This is a genomic window from Cryptosporangium sp. NPDC048952, assembly GCF_043197895.1.
Lineage (GTDB): Bacteria > Actinomycetota > Actinomycetes > Mycobacteriales > Cryptosporangiaceae > Cryptosporangium.
The window spans coordinates 1,376,133-1,398,294 of the sequence record NZ_JBICTY010000001.1; the positions used below are offsets into that span (position 1 = coordinate 1,376,133).

Annotated in this window: 18 protein-coding genes; 9 read left to right on the top strand and 9 right to left on the bottom strand. The window is 70.0% G+C overall.

The genetic code is table 11. The features are described 5' to 3' along the window. Positions 1-8 precede the first annotated feature (8 nt). Both ACGFY5_RS06490 and ACGFY5_RS06495 read right to left on the bottom strand, forming a co-directional pair. The gene (locus tag ACGFY5_RS06490) at positions 9-1,697 is read right to left on the bottom strand and encodes a DEAD/DEAH box helicase (RefSeq protein WP_392717966.1); all 1,689 of its coding nucleotides are present in this window, start codon (positions 1,695-1,697) and stop codon (positions 9-11) included. Between the two features lie 221 nt (positions 1,698-1,918). Continuing rightward, positions 1,919-2,383 carry a carboxymuconolactone decarboxylase family protein gene (locus tag ACGFY5_RS06495; protein ID WP_392717968.1) on the bottom strand — a complete coding sequence of 155 codons (465 nt, stop codon included), beginning with the start codon at positions 2,381-2,383 and terminating at the stop codon, positions 1,919-1,921. 259 nt (positions 2,384-2,642) lie between these two features. On the opposite strand from ACGFY5_RS06495, the gene ileS reads away from it, so the two are divergent. Together ileS and ACGFY5_RS06505 are read left to right on the top strand one after the other, a co-directional pair. Beyond that, on the top strand, positions 2,643-5,762 hold the full coding sequence (gene ileS, locus ACGFY5_RS06500) for an isoleucine--tRNA ligase (protein ID WP_392717970.1): 3,120 nt from the start codon (positions 2,643-2,645) through the stop codon (positions 5,760-5,762). 66 nt (positions 5,763-5,828) lie between these two features. Continuing rightward, positions 5,829-6,635 carry a hypothetical protein gene (locus ACGFY5_RS06505; protein WP_392717972.1) on the top strand — a complete coding sequence of 269 codons (807 nt, stop codon included), beginning with the start codon at positions 5,829-5,831 and terminating at the stop codon, positions 6,633-6,635. A 42-nt stretch (positions 6,636-6,677) separates the two neighbouring features. Here the strand turns inward: ACGFY5_RS06505 and ACGFY5_RS06510 are convergent, their stop codons facing one another. Beyond that, on the bottom strand, positions 6,678-7,223 hold the full coding sequence (locus ACGFY5_RS06510; RefSeq protein ID WP_392717974.1) for a helix-turn-helix domain-containing protein: 546 nt from the start codon (positions 7,221-7,223) through the stop codon (positions 6,678-6,680). A 59-nt stretch (positions 7,224-7,282) separates the two neighbouring features. On the opposite strand from ACGFY5_RS06510, the gene ACGFY5_RS06515 reads away from it, so the two are divergent. Beyond that, a complete protein-coding gene (locus ACGFY5_RS06515) occupies positions 7,283-8,479 on the top strand; it encodes a benzoate/H(+) symporter BenE family transporter (RefSeq protein ID WP_392717976.1) in 1,197 nt (398 codons plus the stop codon). Positions 8,480-8,559: 80 nt separating this feature from the next. On the opposite strand, the gene ACGFY5_RS06520 is transcribed toward ACGFY5_RS06515, so the two are convergent. After that, a complete protein-coding gene (locus tag ACGFY5_RS06520) occupies positions 8,560-9,372 on the bottom strand; it encodes a hypothetical protein (protein ID WP_392717978.1) in 813 nt (270 codons plus the stop codon). A 56-nt stretch (positions 9,373-9,428) separates the two neighbouring features. Further along, positions 9,429-10,118, bottom strand: a complete 690-nt coding sequence (locus ACGFY5_RS06525; RefSeq protein ID WP_392717980.1) for a TetR/AcrR family transcriptional regulator C-terminal domain-containing protein — start codon at positions 10,116-10,118, stop codon at positions 9,429-9,431. 68 nt (positions 10,119-10,186) lie between these two features. Between ACGFY5_RS06525 and ACGFY5_RS06530 the strand changes: the two genes are divergently transcribed. The 4 genes from ACGFY5_RS06530 to ACGFY5_RS06545 all read left to right on the top strand — a co-directional run bounded on the left by ACGFY5_RS06530 (position 10,187) and on the right by ACGFY5_RS06545 (position 13,912). Further along, positions 10,187-11,122: an ATP-binding cassette domain-containing protein gene (locus ACGFY5_RS06530; protein WP_392717982.1), complete on the top strand. Its 936-nt coding sequence runs from the start codon at positions 10,187-10,189 to the stop codon at positions 11,120-11,122. Further along, the gene (locus ACGFY5_RS06535) at positions 11,119-11,907 is read left to right on the top strand and encodes an ABC transporter permease (RefSeq protein ID WP_392717984.1); all 789 of its coding nucleotides are present in this window, start codon (positions 11,119-11,121) and stop codon (positions 11,905-11,907) included. The genes ACGFY5_RS06530 and ACGFY5_RS06535 overlap by 4 nt, the downstream gene beginning before the upstream one ends. A gap of 53 nt (positions 11,908-11,960) precedes the next feature. After that, a complete protein-coding gene (locus ACGFY5_RS06540) occupies positions 11,961-12,398 on the top strand; it encodes a hypothetical protein (protein WP_392717986.1) in 438 nt (145 codons plus the stop codon). Positions 12,399-12,502: 104 nt separating this feature from the next. Then, on the top strand, positions 12,503-13,912 hold the full coding sequence (locus tag ACGFY5_RS06545; RefSeq protein ID WP_392717988.1) for a serine hydrolase: 1,410 nt from the start codon (positions 12,503-12,505) through the stop codon (positions 13,910-13,912). A 91-nt stretch (positions 13,913-14,003) separates the two neighbouring features. Here the strand turns inward: ACGFY5_RS06545 and ACGFY5_RS06550 are convergent, their stop codons facing one another. From ACGFY5_RS06550 to ACGFY5_RS06560, 3 genes are read right to left on the bottom strand one after another with little or no spacing between them, the layout of a single operon-like run. Continuing rightward, a complete protein-coding gene (locus ACGFY5_RS06550) occupies positions 14,004-15,689 on the bottom strand; it encodes a DUF885 domain-containing protein (RefSeq protein WP_392717990.1) in 1,686 nt (561 codons plus the stop codon). A 15-nt stretch (positions 15,690-15,704) separates the two neighbouring features. Continuing rightward, positions 15,705-16,724, bottom strand: coding sequence for a lysophospholipid acyltransferase family protein (locus ACGFY5_RS06555; RefSeq protein WP_392717992.1), 1,020 nt, complete (start codon positions 16,722-16,724; stop codon positions 15,705-15,707). A 2-nt stretch (positions 16,725-16,726) separates the two neighbouring features. Next, the gene (locus ACGFY5_RS06560) at positions 16,727-17,551 is read right to left on the bottom strand and encodes a patatin-like phospholipase family protein (protein ID WP_392717994.1); all 825 of its coding nucleotides are present in this window, start codon (positions 17,549-17,551) and stop codon (positions 16,727-16,729) included. Positions 17,552-17,754: 203 nt separating this feature from the next. On the opposite strand from ACGFY5_RS06560, the gene ACGFY5_RS06565 reads away from it, so the two are divergent. Continuing rightward, positions 17,755-19,707: a hypothetical protein gene (locus ACGFY5_RS06565; RefSeq protein WP_392717996.1), complete on the top strand. Its 1,953-nt coding sequence runs from the start codon at positions 17,755-17,757 to the stop codon at positions 19,705-19,707. A gap of 168 nt (positions 19,708-19,875) precedes the next feature. On the opposite strand, the gene ACGFY5_RS06570 is transcribed toward ACGFY5_RS06565, so the two are convergent. Continuing rightward, positions 19,876-20,070, bottom strand: coding sequence for a hypothetical protein (locus ACGFY5_RS06570; protein ID WP_392717998.1), 195 nt, complete (start codon positions 20,068-20,070; stop codon positions 19,876-19,878). Between the two features lie 154 nt (positions 20,071-20,224). Here ACGFY5_RS06570 and ACGFY5_RS06575 point away from each other — a divergent pair, with 154 nt between their 5' ends. Further along, positions 20,225-22,153 (top strand): TIGR03960 family B12-binding radical SAM protein, encoded by a 1,929-nt coding sequence (locus ACGFY5_RS06575; protein ID WP_392718000.1) that lies wholly within the window; start codon positions 20,225-20,227, stop codon positions 22,151-22,153. The last annotated feature ends 9 nt before the right edge of the window (positions 22,154-22,162 follow it).

Sequence of the window (22,162 nt, forward strand, 5' to 3'; positions counted from 1 at the left end):
TTCGGCGGTCAGGCGACGCGACGCGGTCCCGAGCCACGGCGACGGCGGTTGCCGCCCCGCTCGCTGTGGGCCGCGGCTCCGCCGCTGGTGTAGCCACTGCTGCCGTTGCTGTCCGAGGTGTACACCGAGCCACCGCCGTTGCCGCCACGGCCCCGACCGCTGCCGGAGCCGCGCCCGCGGCCACCGTCACCGTTCGCGGCCCGGGTAGCCCGGCCGCTGTGCGCAGCAGCAGCGCGACCCCCCTGCGCGGCCCCGTCCCGCTGGCCGGCACCCGCGGTGCCCTGGCCCGCGAGCGCGGGGCTTCCGTGCGCGGTGCCGCGGCCGCCGCGGCCCCGCCGCGCGCGACCGGCACCGCCCTCACGAGCCGCCCCGTCGGCTGCGCGGCCGCCGCGGGAGTCGGCCGCAGCGTGCACGGTGCCGTCGGCGCGGCGGCTGCGGCCGGTGCCGCGGCCTGTGCTGGTGTTGCGGGAGGGGGTGGTCGACGTGGGGGCCGGAGGGTCCACCGGGTCAGCCGGGGGGCCGGTGAGCTCCAGGATCTCCGCGGCACCGGGCTTGATCGCCACGGTCTTCGGCGCGATCCCCGCCCGGCGGGCCAGCGTCCGGACGTCCGACTGCTGGTCCGGCGTCGCGATCGTGACGACCACGCCACTGGCCCCGGCCCGCGCCGTGCGGCCCGAACGGTGCAGGAACGCCTTGTGCTCGGCGGGCGGATCGACGTGCACGACCAGCGCGACGTCGTCCACATGGACTCCACGCGCGGCGATGTCGGTAGCGACGAGCACCTTCACCGCGCCCGACGTGAACGCGGCGAGATTGCGCTCACGTGCGTTCTGGGCGAGGTTGCCGTGCAGGTCCACGGCAGGCACACCGGCCGCCGTCAGCGACTTGGCGAGCCGCCGGGCGCCGCTCTTCGTCCGCGTGAAGAGCAGTGACCGGTCCCGCCCGGAGGCGAGCTGCCGCACGACGTCGGCCTTCGTGTCGGACGCGACCTGGAACACGTGGTGCACCATCGTCGCGACCGGAGCCACCGCCGGGTCGACCGAGTGCGTCACCGGCTTGTGCAGGTACCGCCGAACGAGCACGTCCACGCCGTTGTCGAGCGTCGCCGAGAACAGCAGCCGCTGACCGTCGGCGGGCGTTCGGTCGAGCAGACGCTTCACCGACGGGAGGAAGCCGAGGTCGGCCATGTGGTCTGCCTCGTCGAGCACGGTGATCTCGACGCCGCCGAGGTCACAGTGCCCCATCCGGATCAGCTCCTCGAGCCGACCGGGGCAGGCCACCAGCACGTCGATGCCGGCGGCCAGCACGTTGATCTGCTTGCCGAGGCCCACGCCACCGAACACGGTCGTCGTGTTCAGGCGCGCGGCGTCGGCCAGCGGGCGCAGCACGGCGTGCACCTGCGTCGCCAGCTCACGCGTGGGAACCAGGATCAGCCCGCGCGGCCGACCGGCCCGCCGCGGTGCCTTTGCGGCAGCCAGACGGCTGACCACCGGAAGTACGAACGCCAGCGTCTTACCGCTGCCGGTACGACCCCGCCCGAGCACGTCCCGACCGGCGAGCGTGTCGGGCAGCGTCGCGGTCTGGATCGGGAACGGCGTGGTGACGCCTTCCGTGGCCAGCGCGTCGACGACGACAGCCGGAACCCCGAGGTCGAGGAAAGTGCGGGCAGGGGAGTGCGACTGCTCAGCTGAGAGCAAGGATTTCCTTCCAGATGACGGAATGCCCGTCTAGGGCAGCGGCGCTCTTCGGCGCTCTTCGCGCGGTGACGAAACCTCGCGTCCAGGGCCCGCCACACTGCGTGCCTCTACACCCAGCCGGCGTGCGCGCCGGCCGATTCCGTCGTTCCGAACACCACTCTACCGGCAGCAACCGGCACGACCGTCCGCCAATTCCCGTCGCTCCCCTCCCGCACCAGTTCCTAGACCTCCTGCGGGGGTGCCGTGTGGGAGGTGATCGCCAGCCGGTTCCAGAGGTTGATCGTGCCGATCGCGAGGATCAGATTCGCGAGATCCTTCTCCTCCCACACCGCTGCGGCCTCGTCGTAGACGTCGTCGGGCACGCCGTGGTCGCCCAGCCGGGTCATCGCGTCGGTCAGCGCGAGTGCGGCCCGCTCCCGCCGGGTGAAGAACGGCGCTTCCCGCCAGGCGGCCACCGCGAACAGCCGCCTGCTGTCCTCGCCTGCGGCCAGCGCGTCCCGTGAATGCATGTCGACGCAGAACGAGCAGCCGTTGAGCATCGAGGCGCGGAGTTTGACCAGCTCGAACACGGTGGGCTCGACGTTGCTCGCGACGTACTTCTCCAGCGCGAGGACCGCCCGATAGCCGTCCGGTACGAGGTTGGCGGCTGAAAGCCGGGGTTCGATGGTCACTTTCGTTTCGCTCATGACGTCAGGACGTGCCGGGAAAAAGAAATGTGACAGCGCGCGGTAGGGTTGATGCACAGGCATCGACCCGGCCATCACCGGCGAGCCTCCGGAAGAACGGTCCTGCGAGGGGCTCAGTAGAACCGGACGGGTAGGCCCGTCACAGCCGTGAACGAGCGGGCTCTCCCGAGGGCCAAGCGAGGTGGTACCGCGGGCTCTTGCAGCTCGTCCTCGCACACGAGACAGATCGATGACCGTGTGCGAAGGGAAGCGTCCGATCATGGCGTATCCGCAGAACGACCCGAAGAAGCCGGTACCGGCTGCCGCGTCGTTCCCCGAGATCGAGCAGCGAGTGCTCGACCACTGGAGCAGCGACGCCACCTTCCAGGCCAGCATCGACGCCCGCCCGGCCGGTGAGAACGGCAGCAACGAGTACGTCTTCTACGACGGTCCGCCGTTCGCCAACGGCCTGCCGCACTACGGCCACCTGCTCACCGGGTACGTGAAGGACCTGGTCCCGCGCTACCGGACGATGAAAGGCGAGCACGTCGAGCGCCGCTTCGGCTGGGACACCCACGGGCTGCCCGCCGAGGTCGAGGCCGAGCGTCAGCTGGGCATCTCCACCAAGGCCGAGGTGCTCGACCTGGGCGTCGCGAAGTTCAACGAGGCCTGCAAGACCTCGGTGCTGCGCTACACCAAGGACTGGGAGCGCTACGTCACCCGCCAGGCGCGCTGGGTCGACTTCGAGAACGACTACAAGACGCTCGACACCAGCTACACCGAGAGCGTCCTCTGGGCCTTCAAGACCCTGTTCGACAAGGGTCTGATCTACGAGGGCTTCAAGGTGCTGCCGTACTGCTGGCGCTGCGAGACGCCGCTGAGCAACACCGAGACCCGGATGGACGACGTCTACCGGTCGCGGCAGGACCCGGCGGTCACCGTCGCGTTCGAGCTGGAGACCGGCGAGAAGCTCTGGGTCTGGACGACGACGCCGTGGACGCTGCCGAGCAACCTGGCCGTCGCGGTGGGGCCGACGTTCGAGTACGCGAAGTTCTCCAACGGCACCGACACCGTGATCCTGGGCGCGGCCCGGGTGGGCGCCTACGAGAAGGAGCTCGAGGGGTATTCGCCGGTGGGCACGGTGACCGGGGCCGAGCTGGTGGGGTTGAAGTACACCCCGCTGTTCGACTTCCTGACCGGCCGCGACGATGTGGGCGCGGCCTGGCGGGTGCTGGCCGGTGACTTCGTCACCACCGAGGACGGCACCGGGGTCGTGCACATGGCGCCGGCGTTCGGCGAGGACGACCAGAACCTCTGCAACGCCAACGGCATCCCGACGGTCGTCACTGTCGACGAGCACACGCGCTTCACCGCGTTGGTGCCCACCTACCAGGGCCTGCAGGTGTTCGAGGCGAACAAGCCGATCTCGCGTGACCTGCGTGAGCGGGGCGTCGTCGTGCGGCAGGACTCCTACGAGCACCCGTATCCGCACTGCTGGCGCTGCGACACGCCGCTGGTCTACAAGGCCGTCTCGAGCTGGTTCGTCGAGGTGACGAAGTTCCGCGACCGGATGGTCGAGCTGAACCAGCAGATCACCTGGGTGCCCGGCCACGTCAAGGAGGGCTCGTTCGGGAAGTGGATCGCGAACGCCCGCGACTGGTCGATCAGCCGGAACCGGTTCTGGGGTGCGCCGATCCCCGTCTGGAAGTCCGACGACCCCACCTACCCCCGGGTGGACGTGTACGGCTCGCTGGACGAGATCGAGCGTGACTTCGGGCTGCGCCCGGACGACCTGCACCGGCCCTACGTCGACGACCTGACGCGCCCGAACCCGGACGACCCGACGGGCAAGTCGACCATGCGGCGGGTGCCGGAGGTGCTCGACTGCTGGTTCGAGTCGGGCTCGATGCCGTTCGCCCAGGTGCACTACCCGTTCGAGAACACCGAGTGGTTCGAGAACCACTACCCGGGCGACTTCATCGTCGAGTACATGGGGCAGACGCGCGGCTGGTTCTACACGCTGCACGTGCTGGCCACGGCGCTCTTCGACCGGCCGGCGTTCACGACGTGCGTCTCGCACGGCATCGTCCTGGGCAACGACGGCACGAAGATGAGCAAGTCCCGCCGGAACTACCCGGACGTCTACGAGATGTTCGACGTCTACGGTGCCGACGCGATGCGCTGGTTCCTCATGTCGTCGCCGATCCTGCGTGGTGGGGACCTCGTCGTCACCGAGAGCGGGATCCGGGACAGCGTGCGGCAGGTGCTGAACCCGCTGTGGAACGCGTACTACTTCTTCAACCTGTACGCGAACGCGTCGGACTACACGGCGTCGTACCGCACGGATTCCCCGCACGTGCTCGACCGGTACGTGCTGGCGAAGCTGCGTGACCTGGTCTCGGACACCACCGAGTCGCTGGACGTCTACGACATCTCCGGTGCCTGCGCCGGCGTCCGGAGCTTCTTCGAGACGCTGACGAACTGGTACATCCGGCGGTCACGGGACCGGTTCTGGGCGGGCGACGCGGACGCGTTCGACACGCTCTACACGGTGCTCGAGACCGTGACGCGGCTGACGGCCCCGCTGCTGCCGATGCTCACCGAGGAGGTCTGGCAGGGGTTGACCGGCGGTCGGTCGGTGCACCTGTGCGACTACCCGGTCGCTGCCGACCTTCCGGCGGATGCCGCGCTGGTCACCGCGATGGACCGGGTGCGTGACGTCGCGTCCTCGGCACTGTCGCTGCGGAAGGCGAAGAAGCTGCGCGTGCGGCTGCCGCTCGCCTCGCTGACGGTGGCGGTTCCGGACGCCGCGGCGCTGGAGCCGTTCCGTGAGCTGCTCGCCGACGAGGTGAACGTCAAAGAAGTACTGCTCCAGCCCGACGTCGATCTGGCGTGTTCGAACGTGCTGACCGTGGTTCCCCGGGCGCTGGGGCCGCGCCTCGGCAAGGACGTGCAGCGGGTGATCAAGGCGGTGAAGGCCGGGGACTGGACGTCGTCGGACGGCACCGTGGTCGCCGGCGGCGTCGCGCTCCAGGACGGCGAGTACGAGTTGAAGCTCGTGCCGACCGAGCCGGACCGGTCGGCGACGCTACCCGGCAACGTCGGTGTGGTCGTGCTCGATCCGGAGCTCACGCCCGAGCTGCTGGCCGAGGGCGCGGCGCGGGACGTCGTCCGGGCCGTTCAGCAGGCGCGGAAGGACGCCGGTCTGGACGTGTCGGACCGGATCGCGCTGCGGCTGGAGGCTCCGGCCGAGGTCGTGGACGCGGTGAAGGCGCACCAGGAGTTCGTCGCGGCCGAGGTGCTGGCGTCGAGCGTCGAGTTCGGCCCGGTGGCCGACGCGGTGCACGAGGCGGAGGTCGGCGAGGGCGCCGCGGTCCGCGTCGGGGTCGCGAAGGTCTGACGGAGAACGGGCACACCCACTTCCGGGTGGGTGTACCCGTTTCATGCGCTATGTACTATTAGTAGCGTGTGGGGGGAATGGCGACTTGGGGTCGGCAAGAGCACCGGGGGTGGAATCATCCTGGTCTCTGCCGTTCTAGCGGCAGGTCTGGTGTTCACCGGATGGCAGATCGGGGACATGCGCGACCAGGGCGGGCCGCTGCTCGCCGAGCGCGGCCCGCTGCCGCAGGACCCGACGGCCTGGCCGTCCACCTCGGGTGACTCGGACGAGCAGTCCCAGCAGGGCGCCATCGCTCCCGGCCCGCCGCCGGAGTCCGGAGAGGCGACCGAGAGTCCGTCGGAATCACCGCGCCCGGTGCCGGTGCCGACCGGCCGTTGGACCGGCACGGCCAGCGTGACGATTTCCGGCGGTGACCAGGGGTGTCGCGCCACCACCAAGACGTTCCGCACGCCGGCGACCCTGCGTCTGGAGTCGCCGCTGCGAGGCGACGGCAACGCCGTGCGGGTCTCGTTCGAGTCGGACAACCCGGCGGCGGAGGGGTCGTTCCGGGTGTCGTCGAGTGTGCCGTCGACCGGGCGGACGGCTACCCGGTGGTGGACGCTGTCCGGGAACGGCGCCGGGGGTTTCGTCGGGCAGTTGCACCGGCCGGCCGAGGACCCGGTGCAGGACGTCGGCGAGATCGACAACCTGCTGTTCGCGACGCGCAGCCTCGACCAGCAGTGCGGGGCGTTGCTGTCCGCGCCGCTGAGCTTCCCGCTCGGATCGGGGTCGTCGTTGCGCCTGACGAGCCAGGGTGCGCAGCGCAGCATCCTGCTGACCGGCCGTACCAGTGACACGACCCGCACGTTCCAGATCGCGTGGGCGTCGATCTGACGTGACAGTGCGTCTTCCCGGCGCGGGGGCGGGCGGTGCCGCTCAGGTCCGGGGTGTACGGATCAGCAGGGAGGCATCGGCGTCGTCGGTGCCGGCGGCGTAGAGGTGGGGTGTGTCAGCGTTCCAGCGGAGGTATCCGCCGGCTCCGACCTGCTGGGGGGCCTCGGTCGGTCCGGCTGTGACGTCGCCGCGGAACACGGTGAGGTGTTCGGTGACTCCGGCGGGATGGGCGGGGGAGACCTGGGTCGCGCCGGCGCGGATGCGGATCCGGTAGAGCTCGTACGTCGCGTCCGGGTCCTCGATCACCTCGAGCAGCGTCGCCTCGACCGCCGCGCCGCGCACCACGGGGGCGTCGACGTGCGGATCGCCCGCGGCGGGTGGGCTCAGTACCGCTGCGAGCGGCACGCCGAGTCGGCCGGTGACGGCATAGAGCGTCTCCAGCGTGGGGTTCCGCACGCCGGTCTCCAGGCCCGAGAGCGTCGCCTTGCCGATACCCGCCCGGCGCGCCAACTCGGACAGCGAGATGCCGCGCTCCTCGCGGAGTGCCCGGATCCGTCGCCCCACCGCGGCTGGGTCATCGGTCAGCATGCGGCTATCCTCTCGCAGGGAGACCGTTCCGTTTATGGAACGGTTGGAAGGGGGAGGTCATGCGCGGGACGCTGCAGCCGGTGCTCGCCGGTGTCGTGACGGCGCTGGTGGGGTTCGCCAGCTCGTTCGCGGTCGTGGTCGCCGGGTTGCGCGCGGTCGGCGCGAGCCCCGCTCAGGCCTCGTCCGGGCTGCTGGCCGCGTGCGTCGCGACCGGCCTCACCGCGATCTGGCTCGGCCGTCGCTACCGGATGCCGATCACGATCGCCTGGTCGACGCCGGGCGCCGCGCTGCTCGTGTCCACCGGCGCTGTCGACGGCGGGTTCGCTGCCGCGGTCGGGGCGTTCCTGGTATCGGCGGCGCTCGTCATCGCTGCCGGACTGTTCGCGCCTCTGGCGCGCTGGATCGCCGCGATCCCGGCGCCGGTCGCGAGCGCGATGCTCGCCGGCGTCCTGCTCGATCTGTGCCTCTCGCCGGTGCGCGCCGTCGTGGAAACGCCACTCCTCGCGTTACCGGTGATCGTCGTCTGGGCCCTGCTGACGCGCTTCGCCCGTGCCTGGGCGGTACCGGCCGCGTTGGTGGTCGCCACCGCCGGCGTCGCTCTGACGCGTTTCGACGAAGGCTTGAACGCCACGCTGCGGCCCACCCTCGCGTTGACCGCGCCGACGTTCGAGCTCGGTGCGCTGGTCAGCATCGCCCTCCCGCTGTTCCTGGTGACGATGGCCGCGCAGAACGTTCCTGGAATGGCCGTGATGGCGTCCTATGGCTATGCGGCGCCCCTGCGTCCGGCGCTCGTCACGACGGGCCTGGGGAGTGCGATCGCCGCACCGTTCGGCGGGCACGCGATCAACCTCGCGGCGATCAGCGCAGCGCTCGCCGCGGGTCCCGACGCCCACCCCGACCCGGAGCGGCGATGGATCGCGTCGGTCACCGCGGGGGTCGGGATGACGCTGCTCGGGCTCGGAGCCGGGCTGGCGACCGCGCTCGTGGTGCTGGCGCCGCCGGTGCTGATCGAAGCCGTCGCCGGCCTGGCGCTGCTGGCCGCGCTCGGTGCCGCTCTGACCGCGGCGCTCACCTCGGCCGACTCGCTCCCCGGCGGCCGCGAAGCCGCGGTGATCACGTTCGTCGTGACCGCGTCCGGCGTCACCCTCGCCGGCATCGGCGCCGCCTTCTGGGGCCTAATCGCCGGCGGAGCGATCCTCCTTCTCTTCCGCCGAAGCCGAAAAGATGCGCCGATGTCTGAACCTGGAGCCCGTTGAGGGCGACGCCGCCGATCGGGCGGAAGGACGCCGCGTATAAGTGATACTCAAGTCCTTCCGCCCGCTCGGCGGCGTCGTTCTCAACGGGCCGCCCACACAGAGAAGTAGCGCGGGCCTATGAAGCAGCCGACGGCGCAGAGTAGGTAGCCGAGGATGCTGAGGTAGGCGCCGGGCTCGAGTTCGGCGCCCTCGGGGAGCGACGCCAGGGCCGAGAAGTGCACCGCGGCGAAGCTGAGCAGGCCGAGCCCGGCCAGCACCCGGTAGCCGGCTCCCTTCATCTTGAACAGCAGAACCGCGACGCCGACGAAGACGACGAACGCGAACAGCAGGATCGCGGCGAACACCCCCACGGCCAGCCCGGTGCCCTCGGTGTTGAACTCGCTGCCCATCGCACCGGCGGCGGCCCCGACCAGGACCAGCGACAGCAGCGTCGAACCGAAGAAGGCCACGCCGATCAGGCAGTAGATGACCCCGTAGGTGATCCGCCACCCGGCGTTGTCCGTGGTGCCGGCCATCGACAGGAAGAACGCCCAGATCGCCACGACCAGCCACAGGTACCCGAAGTACTGACCACTCCAGGTCTTCATCGCGTCGCCGCCGACGTCCCAGATGTTGCCCATCAGCTCCCAGAGGTTGAACGTCTCCGGGCCTGCGTCCACCCACGGCAGCGACGGACACACGATCCCGACGATCAGCAGCCCGATCAGCGGCAGGGCGATCGCGCCGGAGACCCGCGACTTCCGGACGACACGCAGGCCGGCTGGCGGCGGCGCGTAGGCCATCTGCGGTGGCAGCGGCTGGCCGGGGACCGGTCCCGCTCCGTACGGCGCGGCCGCGTACGGCGTCGCCGGCGGGTAATAGGGCGGAGGGCCGTAGGGCGGGCCAGGCTGCATGGTTCGAACTCCCCGTCGGACGAGTGGTCAGAGTACCGAGGGAAACTCTGGCCCCTTCACGCCTCGGGCTCCTCCTCAATTCGTGCCAGACGTGCCCGAAGCCCGTCGATCATCAGCTCGAGCCCGAACCGGAAGACCGCATCGTCGAGCCCGGCGACAGCGGCGTCCTCGCCGCCCGTGGCCGCTTCGGACGCGATCCCGGCCACCGCCGCCGCGAGCGTCGGGTACAGCTCCGCATCCTGCATCTGCCGGAACGCCTCGTCGTCGACGTCCGAACCTTCACGCGACGCGGTGAGCTGCTGCTCCAGCACGCCGCCGATCAGGAAGTAGCCCGTCGCGAGCGTGAACATCAGCGCGTCCTCGGGCGGCAACCCGACCGATCTCAGCGTCGACAGTTCGGCCTCGACCCCGGGCAACGCATCAGGGGTCGGTCGGTTCCCCGCGACGATCAACGCACTGTCCCGGTGGCCCAACAGGCCGTCCCTGGCGTCGAGAAGTGTCTTTCCCAGCCACTCCCACCACGGTTCGCCGTCTTTCGGCATGGTGCCGGTCAGCCCTCGCTGCTCCGCCCCGAGGCGATCGGCCACCGCGTCGAGCAGCTCCTGCTTGTTGCGGAAGTGCCAGTAGAGCGCCGGCGCCTGCACGCCCAGATCGGCAGCCAGCTTTCGGAGCGTGAGCGCCTCGAGCCCGTTCTCGTCGATCAGCCGCAGGGCGGTGCGAACCACCGTCTCCCGATCCAGCGCCATGGTTGACAGCTTAACAGCGTTAGATCCATCCTTAACGTCGTTAAATTGAACAACGTTAAGGAGACGCGATGACTGTGGCGATACGAACCGAAGGGCTGGGCAAGCGCTTCGGCGCGGTCCGGGCCCTCGACGGGGTCGACCTCGACATTCCCGGGGGCTCCGTCTACGCGCTGCTGGGGCCCAACGGCGCCGGCAAGTCGACGACGATCCGCATCCTGGCGACGTTGCTCCGGCCCGACACGGGCCACGCCACCGTCGCCGGGTACGACGTCGTCGCGCAGGGGGACGAGGTCCGCCGCCGGATCGGCCTGGCCGGGCAGTACACGGCGGTCGACGAACTGCTCACCGGGCGCGCGAACCTCCGGCTGGTCGGGCGGCTGTCGCGGCTGTCCCGGAAAGCGGCCCACCGCCGGGCCGACGAGCTGCTGCAACGCTTCGACCTCACCGAGATGGCCGACAAGCTCGTGCGCACGTACTCCGGTGGCACCCGCCGGCGGCTGGACCTGGCGGCGAGCCTGCTCGTCGCTCCCGAGGTGCTGTTCCTGGACGAGCCCACGACCGGCCTCGATCCGCGGAACCGGTCGGTGATGTGGAACCTGATCCGCGAACTGGTCGCCGACGGCACCGCTGTGCTGCTCTCCACCCAGTACCTGGAGGAGGCGGACCGGCTGGCCGGCCGGATCGCGGTGATCGACCACGGTCGCGTGGTCGCGGAGGGCACACCGGCCGCGCTGAAATCCCAGGTCTCGGGTGAACGGCTCGACGTGGTCGTCGTCCACTCGGACGATCTGCCAACCGCCGCCGACGCGGTGAAACGCATGACCGACGCCGAACCGACGATCGACCGGGACACCCTGCGCGTCTCGGCGCCCGCGACGGGCATCGACACGTTGCTCGGAGTGGTGCGCGAACTCGACGCGACAGGTGTCGCACTCGCCGACATCGGTCTGCGTGAGTCCACGCTCGACGAGGTGTTCCTGCAGCTGACGGGGGCGGCAGCATGAGGCGGGCGGCGTCGGACACGATCGTCGTCGCCCAGCGGCACCTGCTGCACGTCGTGCGGGTGCCGGAGGAGGCGATCGCAGGTCTGGTGCTCCCGATCGTGCTGGTCGTGCTGTTCGCCTACGTGTTCGGGAGCGCGGTGGTGTTACCCGGCGGCGGGAACTACCGGGAGTTCCTGATGCCGGGCATCTTCACGCAGGCGATGGCGATGATGTGCACCGCGATGGCGGTTGCGGTCGCCACCGACCGCACGACCGGCTTCATCGACCGGCTCAAGTCCCTGCCGATGGCCCGGTCCGCGGCGCTCGCCGGACACGTCCTGTCGACGATGGTCAGCGCCGCCCTCGCGCTCACGACGATGAGCGTCCTCGGGTACCTCGTCGGCTGGCGGATCCGGACCGACGTGTTGCACGCGGCGGCCGCCTACGGGCTGTTGCTCCTGCTCGCGACCGCGATGCTCTGGATCGGCGCGTACATCGGATTGCTGGCCCGGACGGTGACGGTCGCCGACAACGCGACGTTCGCCTGGATCTTCCCGCTCACGTTCCTGGCCAACACGTTCGTGCCGTCGACGGGGCTACCGGGTTGGCTCCGGCCGCTCGCCGAGTGGAACCCGGTGGCGTCGACCGTTGCGGCCGTGCGGACTCTGTTCGGCAATCCGGTGCCGCCGCACGGCGACTCGATTCCACTGCGGCATCCGGTGGCCTCGGCGCTGTGCTGGTCCCTGGGGCTGCTGGTGATCTGCGTTCCGCTGGCCGTGCGCCGCTATCGGACGGCCACCAGGTAAGTCTGCCCTAACCGCCGCCGAGCTCTACCGCCGCCGGTCGTACAGTGGTCGCCGTGGCCGCCGACTTCGAATACTTCGTCGCTTCTCCCGACCGGATCGCCGCGCTCGACCTGGGCCGCGGCCCGGTGAGCCAGTTGCCGTCGGAAACGGTCGCCGAGCTGCCCGGCGTCGACCCGGCGTTGGTGCTGTTGGCTCTGGTCGAGGTGCTCAGCACCGAGGAGTACGAGACGCTGCTGACGAAGGGGCCCGGAGAGATCGTGCACGACGGCGGCGACGCCGGGCCCTGGGTCATCGCGATCGACGACTTCGTGGTCGCCGCGATCCAGGGCGCCGACGGCGACCCCGAGATGGAGTGGGAAGACACCGTCGCGCTGTGGAGCGAGTTGACCGAGTTCGACGAGGATTTCCTGCTCGAGACCACCGACGAGCTGCGTCGACTCTGCGGCCACGTCGATCCGGAGCATCGGCTGTACTGCTGGGCGAATCTTTAACAATCGCTTCCGTGTCATTATTAACTAATCGTTAAGTAGTGCAACCGACCCACCAATCCTCACCATCTTTCACAGTGGACAGTCCACACGGGTGAGGAGAACGCATGCGAGGTCGTCAACTGGGCGTCGCCGTCTTACTGGGCGCGCTGGTGATCAACGGGGGAGGTGTTGCTGTCGCCGCCGAGGAAAGCAGCGGAGGGCGTTCCCCGGCCGCCGACGCGCAACTTGCCGCCGCACTCCAACAAGCCGTCGACGGGCAGAACTTCGCGGAGGTCCTCGACACCGTGCCGCCGTCGACCGCCGCGGCCAAAGAGCTGTACCGCACCGAGCTCGCGCCCGACGACAAGGGCCGGGCGGCCGCCCCCACCACGCTCGCCGCGGCTGCGGCGCCGATCCACCAGACGCCGCAGCTCGACGCCACAGTCATCAAGCTCGACCGCGCCGGCCGGCCGGTCGCGGCGGCGGACGTCATCCTGAGCCCGCAGTACCCGAACGGCAAGATCATCCCGCTGGACGCGAACCTGACGACCGACCAGGTGCGCTGGCGTCAGTGGGACGACGCGACCTGGGACAACGGTGCCCAGGGAACCGTCGACATCGTTCCCGGACGGGAGAATGCGCCGGTCGACTTCATGTCGCCGTACCCCGCGTCCGTGCTGAAGCTGATGGTGGCGTTCGGCATCCTGCGGATGGTCGACGCCGGTGAGCTGAGCCTCGACGACACGTACGCGTACACCCCGGTGGGCACGCCGAGCTCGTTGTGCGGCAACGCGCGTGCGGCGACGTCGATCACCCAGCTGTTCGACGAGATGATCACGGTCTCGTCGAACCCGTCGACGTGCGCGCTGATCAAGCTCATGCACGACCGGGGCAAGATCGACGGTCTGAACCAGCAGTTCGTGGACCTCGGCCTGCCCACGCTGCGGGTGAAGGGCACCAACCCAAACACGGGTGGGACATGGGCGAACGCGGTCACGATGAGCTCGATCGACACCGCGAAACTGCTACTGCTCTTCAACGGGTCGCCCGGCCGGCTCTGGAAAGCGCCCAGCGGTTATGTCACCGCTTCGGTGCTCAGTGCGTCATCGCGTTCGTACGTGCTCGGGAAGTTGCACGAGCAGGGGCTCAACCAGGTGCTGTCGACGACGAACTACTGCGGGCGCGCGTACCCGCCGCAGGGGATCCCGCAGGTCACGCCGTCGCGGTGGATCGACCCTTCCACGGGTGTCGTGACCGTCGCCGGGCGCAACTACGGGCAGGACGTGCGGCCGTGCAACGCAGCGGCGACCGTGACGTTCGCGCACAAGACCGGGCTCGCGGACACGTCGGGGAATGATGCCGGCATCGTGAAGTCGCTGCCGGGCAAGCCGTTCCAGTCGTACATCGTGTCCGTGCACTCCAACCTCGGCTACCGCTACATCGACGCCGACCGCCCCGCCGACCCGGCTGGGGTGTACCCCGTCCAATACACCGAAAAGCTGGCCCTACTGGGCCGAGCAATCCACGCGCTGTAACCCACCCCCCGGGGGTGCGGGACTACCGCCCCGCGTCCCCGCGCGCGGAAGGGGTGTGGGGCGCGAGCCCCACACCCCCTTTTTTTTCGCGTCAGGCGGGTTTGGTGGCTGCGATCCAGCGGTCTACTACCTCGCCGAGCACCGCCAACGGGAGCGAGCCGCCGGCCAGGACGAGGTCGTGGAACGCCGCGAGCTCGAACGACTCACCGAGCTCCTTGGTCGCGCGCGCCCGCAGCGACTGGATCTCCAACCGACCGACCATGTACGACAACGCCTGTCCGGGGTACGCGATGTACCGATCGATCTCGGTCGCGCACTCCTTCTCCGCCACCGGCGTGTGCGTCAGCATCCAGTCCAACGCCTGCTGCCGCGACCACCCCATCGCGTGGATGCCGGTGTCGACGACCAGCCGCCCGGCCCGCCACGAATCCGTCGCCAGCACGCCGAGACGCGCCACGTCGTCCGCGTACAGACCCATCTCGTCGGCCAGACGCTCGCAGTACAGCCCCCACCCCTCGGCGTAGGCGGTGTCGTTCAGCAACCGCCGCGCCAGCGGCAGTTCGGTGAGCTCCTGGGCCAGCGAGATCTGGAAGTGGTGCCCGGGCACGGCCTCGTGGAACGCCACGACCTCGGCCATGTGCCGGTTCCGCTCGGTCGGCGCGTAGGTGTTGAGGAAGTACGTACCCTTCCGCGACCCGTCGATAGCCCCCGGCAGGTAGTACGCGGGCGGCGCGCCCGGCGCCGCAGCAGCCGGAACCGGCTCCACGACGCACTCGGTCGACGGTAGACGGCCGAACCACCGGGGAGCAGCTTCCCAGGCCCGCTCGACAGCGGCCCGTGCCTGCGCGAGCATCTCCTCGCTGTCGGAGTAACGCAGCGCCGGGTCCGTGCGCAGACGCCGGAAGATCTCCGTCTGGTCACTGGTGTCGAAGACCCGGCTGCCGATCTCCGCGTACTCCGCCTCCAGCGCGCTGATGATCTGCAGCCCGACCTGGTGCAGCTCCTCGGGCGTGCGGTTGGTCGAGGTGTGCTTGCGGGCCAGCGTCGCGTAGATCTGCTCGCCGCCGGGCAGGTACGTCAGCCCGACCCGATCATCCGGGCGCCCGGCCGGCAGCATCTCGTCGCGCAGGACGTTCCTGTAGGTAGTGAGGGACGGCACGACCGCCTCGGCGAGCAACCGGTCGCGCTCGGCGGCGAACGCCTCCGGGTCGGCGACGCCCGGCCCACCGGGAATCCGCAGCCCGGAGAGGTCCTCGTCGGCGAGCACCCGGTCGAGGTGGTCGATCGCGGCCTGGACCAGCGACGCGACCGGCACCCGTCCGGACGCGAGGCCTTCCCGGTGACGGTCGGCGACCGCGGTGAAGTACGTGGGGAACTGCCCGAGGCGCGCCAGGAAGCCGGCAGCCTTCTCCGGCGTGACCAGCGGAACGCGGGGGAGAAGGTCGATCAGCGTCGCGGCGGGAGCGACGAAGAAGTCGGTGATCGTCCACTCGATCGTGCGCAGGTCCGCCACCTCGTGGGTGGTGCGGGCCACGTGAGCGACGAAGTCCCGGGTCTGCCGGTCGGTCTCGGTCGTGACCTCGAGCGCGGCGGCCCGCTCGGCCAGGTCACCGAAGAGCGCGCCGTAGCGGTCCTCGGCGGCCGCTGTCATGTCGGAGAGGCCGTCGTCGTAACCGGGCAGACCGAGGAGTGACGCACCGAGTGGGTCGGACTGACACACCAACTCGAGCAACTCATCAGCGAGTGAGGACGCCGTTACGGTGGGATCGCTAGTCACGAAGGAAACCGTACGTCAACCGACCGGACGATGTTCCTCGATCCAGTCGTCGATACGTTCCCACCATTCGTACAGCCACTCGACCTGCTGGTCGGCGTCGTCACGCGGGACTTCGGCGGCGGGCACGAGCCAGAACCGCATCGTGATCGTCTTGTCCATCGGCAACTCACGCCACACGTCGGCGACGGTCAGCATGTGGTCGAGCCCGGTGTGGGCGACGAGCAGCACGTCCGCGTCTTTCGGGGCTGCCTTGAGCGCAGTCACGACGCCGCCGGGACGTGGCGCCAGGACGTGGATCATCTCCTCGGCCCGCCGGGCGGCCTTGTGCAGGCCCCTCTTCTTGAGGCTCGCGATGATCTTCGTGCGGCGCTTCGGGGTGAAGTTGCCGCCCTCCGGGAAGATCACGAACGCGTCGTTCTCGTCGAGACCCGTGGCCAGCATGGCGATCTGCGCCTCGACCGCGTCGCCGCTCGAGCCGGGGTTCGGCGAGATGAACCGGCTCGGCAGCCGGTTGAGCAGGACGTCGACCGCGGGATCCCACTGCATGGTGTCTTTGAGGACGATCCGCGGCTCGCGCGCGTACTTGTTGATCAGTGCGTTCGTGAGCAGGAACGAGTCACCGGGACCGGCATGTCGGCAGAGCACGATCAACGGGCGCCCGGGGTGGGCGTCGGGGTCGGGACCGTCGGTCTCGATGCGCAGTTTCAGGACGCGGCCGGCTTGCTTCGAGGCGACCCGCAGGACCCACCCGACGAGTTGGTAGTGCCGGAGTTGGAACTTCGGGCTGCGAACCCTGGTGGCGTTGCAGCCGGCGGCCAGCCACAGACCGAACAGCTCGAGCAGGACGACGAGCTCCATCACGATGTAGACGGCCACGAGCCAGACCACCCGGAGCAGCCGGCGGCGTCCCTTTAATCCGATCGAGACCACGCCGACGATCAGCAGCCAGACCGGCATCGTGAGCAGGAGCCCGAAGAGCAGGAACACCATGGCCGGAGCCACGACGACGCGGCGGAACCACCGGGGAAGCGGCATCGTCAGATCAGCCCGTTCTCGGCGAGGTAGGCAGTGCTGGCCCGGTAGGCGCTGTCGATACGCGTTTGTATCTGGCTGAAGGATCGGTACGCCAGGGGATTCGTGCTTTCCGTGGACAACCCGGTGGGCAGCACGTGCACCTCGACGTTGTCGGGTATCGCCGCCATATCGCGTGCGAATCGATGGCGGCGGGCGATTTCGAACGCGACCATCGCCACCTCCCACGGCTTGGTGGGCGCCTGCAGCGGCCGCTCGATGCGCCCGACCTGGAGGACGAACACCCGGTCGGCGCCGAGCTCGATCGCGCGGGCTACCGGGATGCTGTTCACCAACCCTCCGTCGAGGTAGTGCTCGTCATCGATTTTCACCGGTGGTAGCAAACCGGGCACTGCGCAGGATGCGAGCACGGCGTCGATCAGGGGGCCCTCGCTGAACCAGCGCTCGGCGGCGCGTTCGATGCTCGCGGCGCAGCACTGGAACGGCGTCGGTAGGTCTTCGAACCGCAGGTCCTTGATCGGTTCGAGCAGCGCCCGCAGGGGTGCCGCGGAGTGCGCGTGCGTGCCGCTGCGGACGAGTTGGCCGACCTGACGTGCGACGTTCGCGCGGAAGACGTCCTTGGCGGCGGTGGAGGACCAGAGCTCGGTGAGGCGTTCTTCTGCCTCCTGGGGCGGCACCGCCGCGATGACGACGCCGTTCAGGGCGCCGATCGACGTTCCGACGACGAGATCGGGGTGGATGCCTGCGGCGAAGAGGGCACGGACCATGCCGACCTCGACGGCGCCGAGAACGCCGCCGCCTCCCAGGACGAATCCGACCGTGCTGCCCATGCTCCGATCCTCACACGCAGGTGTGACAGGACCGGGTGCGGGCTCGGATGTCGACATCGGACCTTTTGTTTACTCTGGGTGCTTCTTGGTGTGCGATCGGGTTGGTTTTCGATTGACCCTTCGGTCTTTTGGTCGGCTACGTTGGCTCAGGGGTAACAAAGGACGCTGAGGTTCCTTCCCTGCACCTGACAGCAAGGATGGTCATGACCGGCGAGTACCCGCCCTCGGACGACGCGCCTCACCTGCGGTCGGTGGGGTGGGCGGCTGGTGGTTCGGCCGGGGTTCCGGCTGGGCCGGGGTCGGGTGCTCCGGAGGATGCTGACGCTTCGGGTGACGGGCCGGCGTCGGGGGCGTTGGCGCGGACCGGGTTGATCCAGAAGATCGAGCAGCGGCGCAATCGCCCGGACGAGCGGGGGCGTCACCCCGACGACGGCGACTATTACCTGGACTACCTGCACACCGCAGGCCACCGGGTGCTGGGCCCCGAACCGGGCTCGGAAGACTTCCCCGAGCCGCTCGACGCAGACCCGGACCGGTCGCGAGGGCAGGCGCGTCGTGACGACGCGGGGTATGACGAGGTGGAGTTGTCGTACGACGAGCAGCCGTACGGGGATCGGGAGCGTTCGCGGCGGAGCGAGCCGGAGTACGACGAGGAGTCGTACGCGGAGCGTGGGCGCGCGCGGCGCAGTGAGCCGGAGGCGGAGTTGCGGTACGACGAGGACCGATACGGCGAGGAACCGTATCCGGAGCGTGGGCGGTCCCGGCGCGGTGGGGAACCGGCGCGCTCCTCGGAACCGACGCGGCACGCGGAGGGTGGACGTGCGGCTGCACGCCGTGCCCGCGAGGCCGCGGAGGCGAGGGCGTACGAACCCGACGAGCCGGCCTACGACGATCGCCCCCGGCGTTCGCGCCGCGACACCGACGACTCGGGCTGGTCGACCGGCGACCTCGACCCCGCCTGGGAGGCCCAGAGCTCTGCACGAGCAAGCGCGTCGGTACCCCGCCAACGCGCGAGCCGCGACCCCGACGCCCGCGATCCCCGCGACCCGGATGCCCGGGATCGCCGCGAGGCAGGTGGCCGGGACCCTCGCGACCCGGGTGCCCGGGATCGCCGCGAGCGGGGCGGCCGAGACCCCCGGGACTCGGGCGGTCGGGATGGCCGCGACGCCGGTCGGAGCTCCCGCGACGCGGAGGGCAGGGGCGGCCGGAGCGGCCGCGATGCGGGTGGTCGAGGTGGCCGCGACGCCGGTGGGTGGGATGGCTACGAACCGGGTGGGTCGGACGCATACGACGCCGGGCGCGGATACGGCGGGCGGGCGGCCGTTGCCCCGGTGAGCGGCGCGGCCCCGGTGAGCGGCGCGGCCCCGGTGAGCGGCGCGGCCCCGGTGAGCGGCGCGGCGCCTGTCTACGGCGCGGCCTCCGTGAACGGAGTGGTCCCGGTCAGCGGCGCAGCCCCGAGTCGAGGCGCTGCCGCGGTCGGCGGTGTGGCGCCGGTGAGCGGTACGGCTCCCGGCAGGGGAGCTGCTGCGGTGAGTGGTACGGCCCCGGGTCGGGGCGCTGCTGTGGTCGGCGGTGTGGCGCCCGTGAGTGGGACGGCCCCGGGCCGAGGCGCGGCTGTGGTGGGTGGCGTCGCGCCGGTCAGTGGTACGGCTCCCGGTCGAGGCGCAGCCGCCGTGGGTGGCGCGGCGGTCGGTGGAGCCGCAGTCGGTGGGGCGGTGCCGTTCTACGGGGCCGGTGGGGCGGCCGTCGGGGGAATGGCGCCGGTCAGTGGGGCCGCCCCGGTCAGTGGTGGGGCGTCCGGCCCCACGGGGCCGGTGGGCTGGAACGTCACCGGCGACATCCCGAGCGCCTGGTCCCCGGACCGCCCCCGCGGCGCGTCCCTGGAGCCCCCGGACCCCGGGGCCGCCGCCACCCAACCGATCTTCACGAAGATGATGCTGCTCGGCCTCACGAGCGCCGGTGCGGTGATCGCCGTCGTCTCGTGCGTGATCGGCTCGGTCGTCGGCATCCCGCTGCGGGGTGAGCCGGCACCCGACGTCAACGTGAAGGTGACGATCTCACCGTCGCCCGTCTACGTGACGGTCACCCCGAGCACCCCCGGCGACGCCACGTCCGGCGACACGAACCCCGACGAGAACACCGACCCCACTCCCTGACCGCAGGGGCACCAACAGCAGGGCACCAAAAAGGCCCATAGCTGCTCCGCTATGGGCCTTCGCTGTCTACTGTGGTGCCCGCTCTACAACGGTGAGGAGGGCATCATCGCCGTCACCCGATTCGACAGCTCATTGGTGAGTACGGTCTCGGAGTGATCGCGGCAGGCGTCAGTCGAGGTCGGTCTCGATGCCGTGCCGACTGAGCGTGTGCACGGCGGCATCCGAGCCACCGGCGTGCGAAGCCAGCTCCGCGAAAGCGCGGCGCTCGCCCTTCTCATCGACGAGACGGGCCCAGGCGTCCCGGGCGTGCCGGGCCGACCGTGCACGCGCGACGGCGTTCGCGGCGGTTCCGGAGAAAAACATGTCGCACTCCTACTCTTCCGGGCGCTCCCTGCGCCCACATCGACTGTAACGATCCAGAAGGCCATCGTCATCCGGATAGGGACGTGACGGTGGTCATGGGGGAATCGGACGGGAGCGGTCGGCTGGTTCGGGGACCAGTACCCTGGTGGTCACTATGAGCGTCCAGTCGGTTTTCCCTCGCCTCGAAACCCTGCTCCCCAAGGTGCAGAAGCCGATCCAGTACGTCGGTGGCGAGTTGAACTCCACGATCAAGGACTGGGACGCCCACCCCGTGCGGTGGGCCCTCATGTACCCCGACGCCTACGAGGTCGGCCTGCCCAACCAGGGCATCCAGATCCTCTACGAGATCCTCAACGAGCGCCCCGATGCGCTCGCCGAGCGCACCTACGCGGTCTGGCCCGATCTCGAAGCGCTCATGCGGGAGAACGACGTCCCACAGTTCACCGTCGACGCGCACCGCCCGGTGAAGGCCTTCGACGTCTTGGGAGTCTCCTTCGCCACCGAGCTCGGCTACACCAACCTGCTCACCGCGCTCGACCTCGCGCAGATCCCGCTCAACGCCAAGGACCGCACCGAGGACCACCCGATCGTGCTCGCCGGCGGTCACGCCGCGTTCAACCCCGAGCCGATCGCGGACTTCATCGACGCCGCGGTGCTCGGCGACGGCGAAGAGGCCGTCAACGAGATGACCGACGTCATCCGCGACTGGAAGGCCGAGGGTCGCCCGGGTGGCCGGGACGAGGTGTTGCTGCGCCTCGCCCGCACGGAGGCCGTCTACGTCCCGCGCTTCTACGACGTCGACTACCTGCCCGACGGCCGTATCCAGCGGGTCGTGCCGAACCGGGCGGACGTGCCGTTCCGCATCCGCAAGCGGACGACGATGGACCTCGACGCCTGGCCCTACCCGAAGCAGCCGCTGGTCCCGCTCGCCGAGACCGTGCACGAGCGCGCCAGCGTCGAGATCTTCCGCGGCTGCACCCGGGGCTGCCGCTTCTGCCAGGCGGGGATGATCACCCGGCCGGTCCGCGAGCGGTCGATCACCGGCATCGGCGAGATGGTCGACGCTTCCCTCAAGGCCACCGGCTTCCAGGAGGTCGGCCTGCTCAGCTTGAGCTCCGCCGACCACTCCGAGATCGCCGAGGTCACGAAGGATCTGGCCGACCGCTACGAGGGCACGAGCACCTCACTCTCCCTGCCTTCCACCCGTGTCGACGCGTTCAACATCGACCTGGCCAACGAGCTGTCCCGCAACGGCCGCCGTTCGGGCCTCACGTTCGCGCCCGAGGGTGGCAGTGAGCGCTTGCGTCGCGTCATCAACAAGATGGTCAGCAAGGACGACCTGATCCGTACCGTGACGGCGGCCTACTCGGCCGGCTGGACGCAGGTCAAGCTCTACTTCATGTGCGGGCTCCCGACGGAGACCGACGAGGACGTCCTCGAGATCGCCGAGATGGCGCACGACGTCATCCGCGCGGGCCGTCAGGCCGCCGGTCGCAAGGACATCCGCTGCACGGTCAGCATCGGTGGATTCGTCCCGAAGCCGCACACTCCGTTCCAGTGGGCGGCCCAGGAGGATCCCGACGTCGTCGACGACCGGCTGCGCAAGCTGCGCCAGGCGATCAACGCCGACCGTGGTCTCGGCAAGGCGATCGGGTACCGCTACCACGACGGCAAGCCGTCGCTGATCGAAGGACTGCTCTCCCGCGGCGACCGCCGGGTCGGCCAGGTGATCCGCAAGGTCTGGGAAGAGGGCGGCCGGTTCGACGGCTGGCACGAGCACTTCTCCTACGAGCGCTGGATCGACGCCGCCAAGTCGGAGCTCGAGCCGCTCGGGGTGAGCCTCTCCTGGTTCACCACCCGGGAGCGCGAGGAACTCGAGGTACTGCCGTGGGACCACCTCGACTCCGGTCTGGACAAGGAGTGGCTCTGGGACGACTGGCAGGACGCGCTCGACTCGGTCGAGCAGGACGACTGCCGTTGGACGCCGTGCTTCGATTGCGGCGTTTGTCCCACGATGGACACCGAGATCCAGATCGGCCCCACCGGCAAGCGGCTTCTGCCGCTAACGGTAGTTAACAGCTGAAGGAGCCTG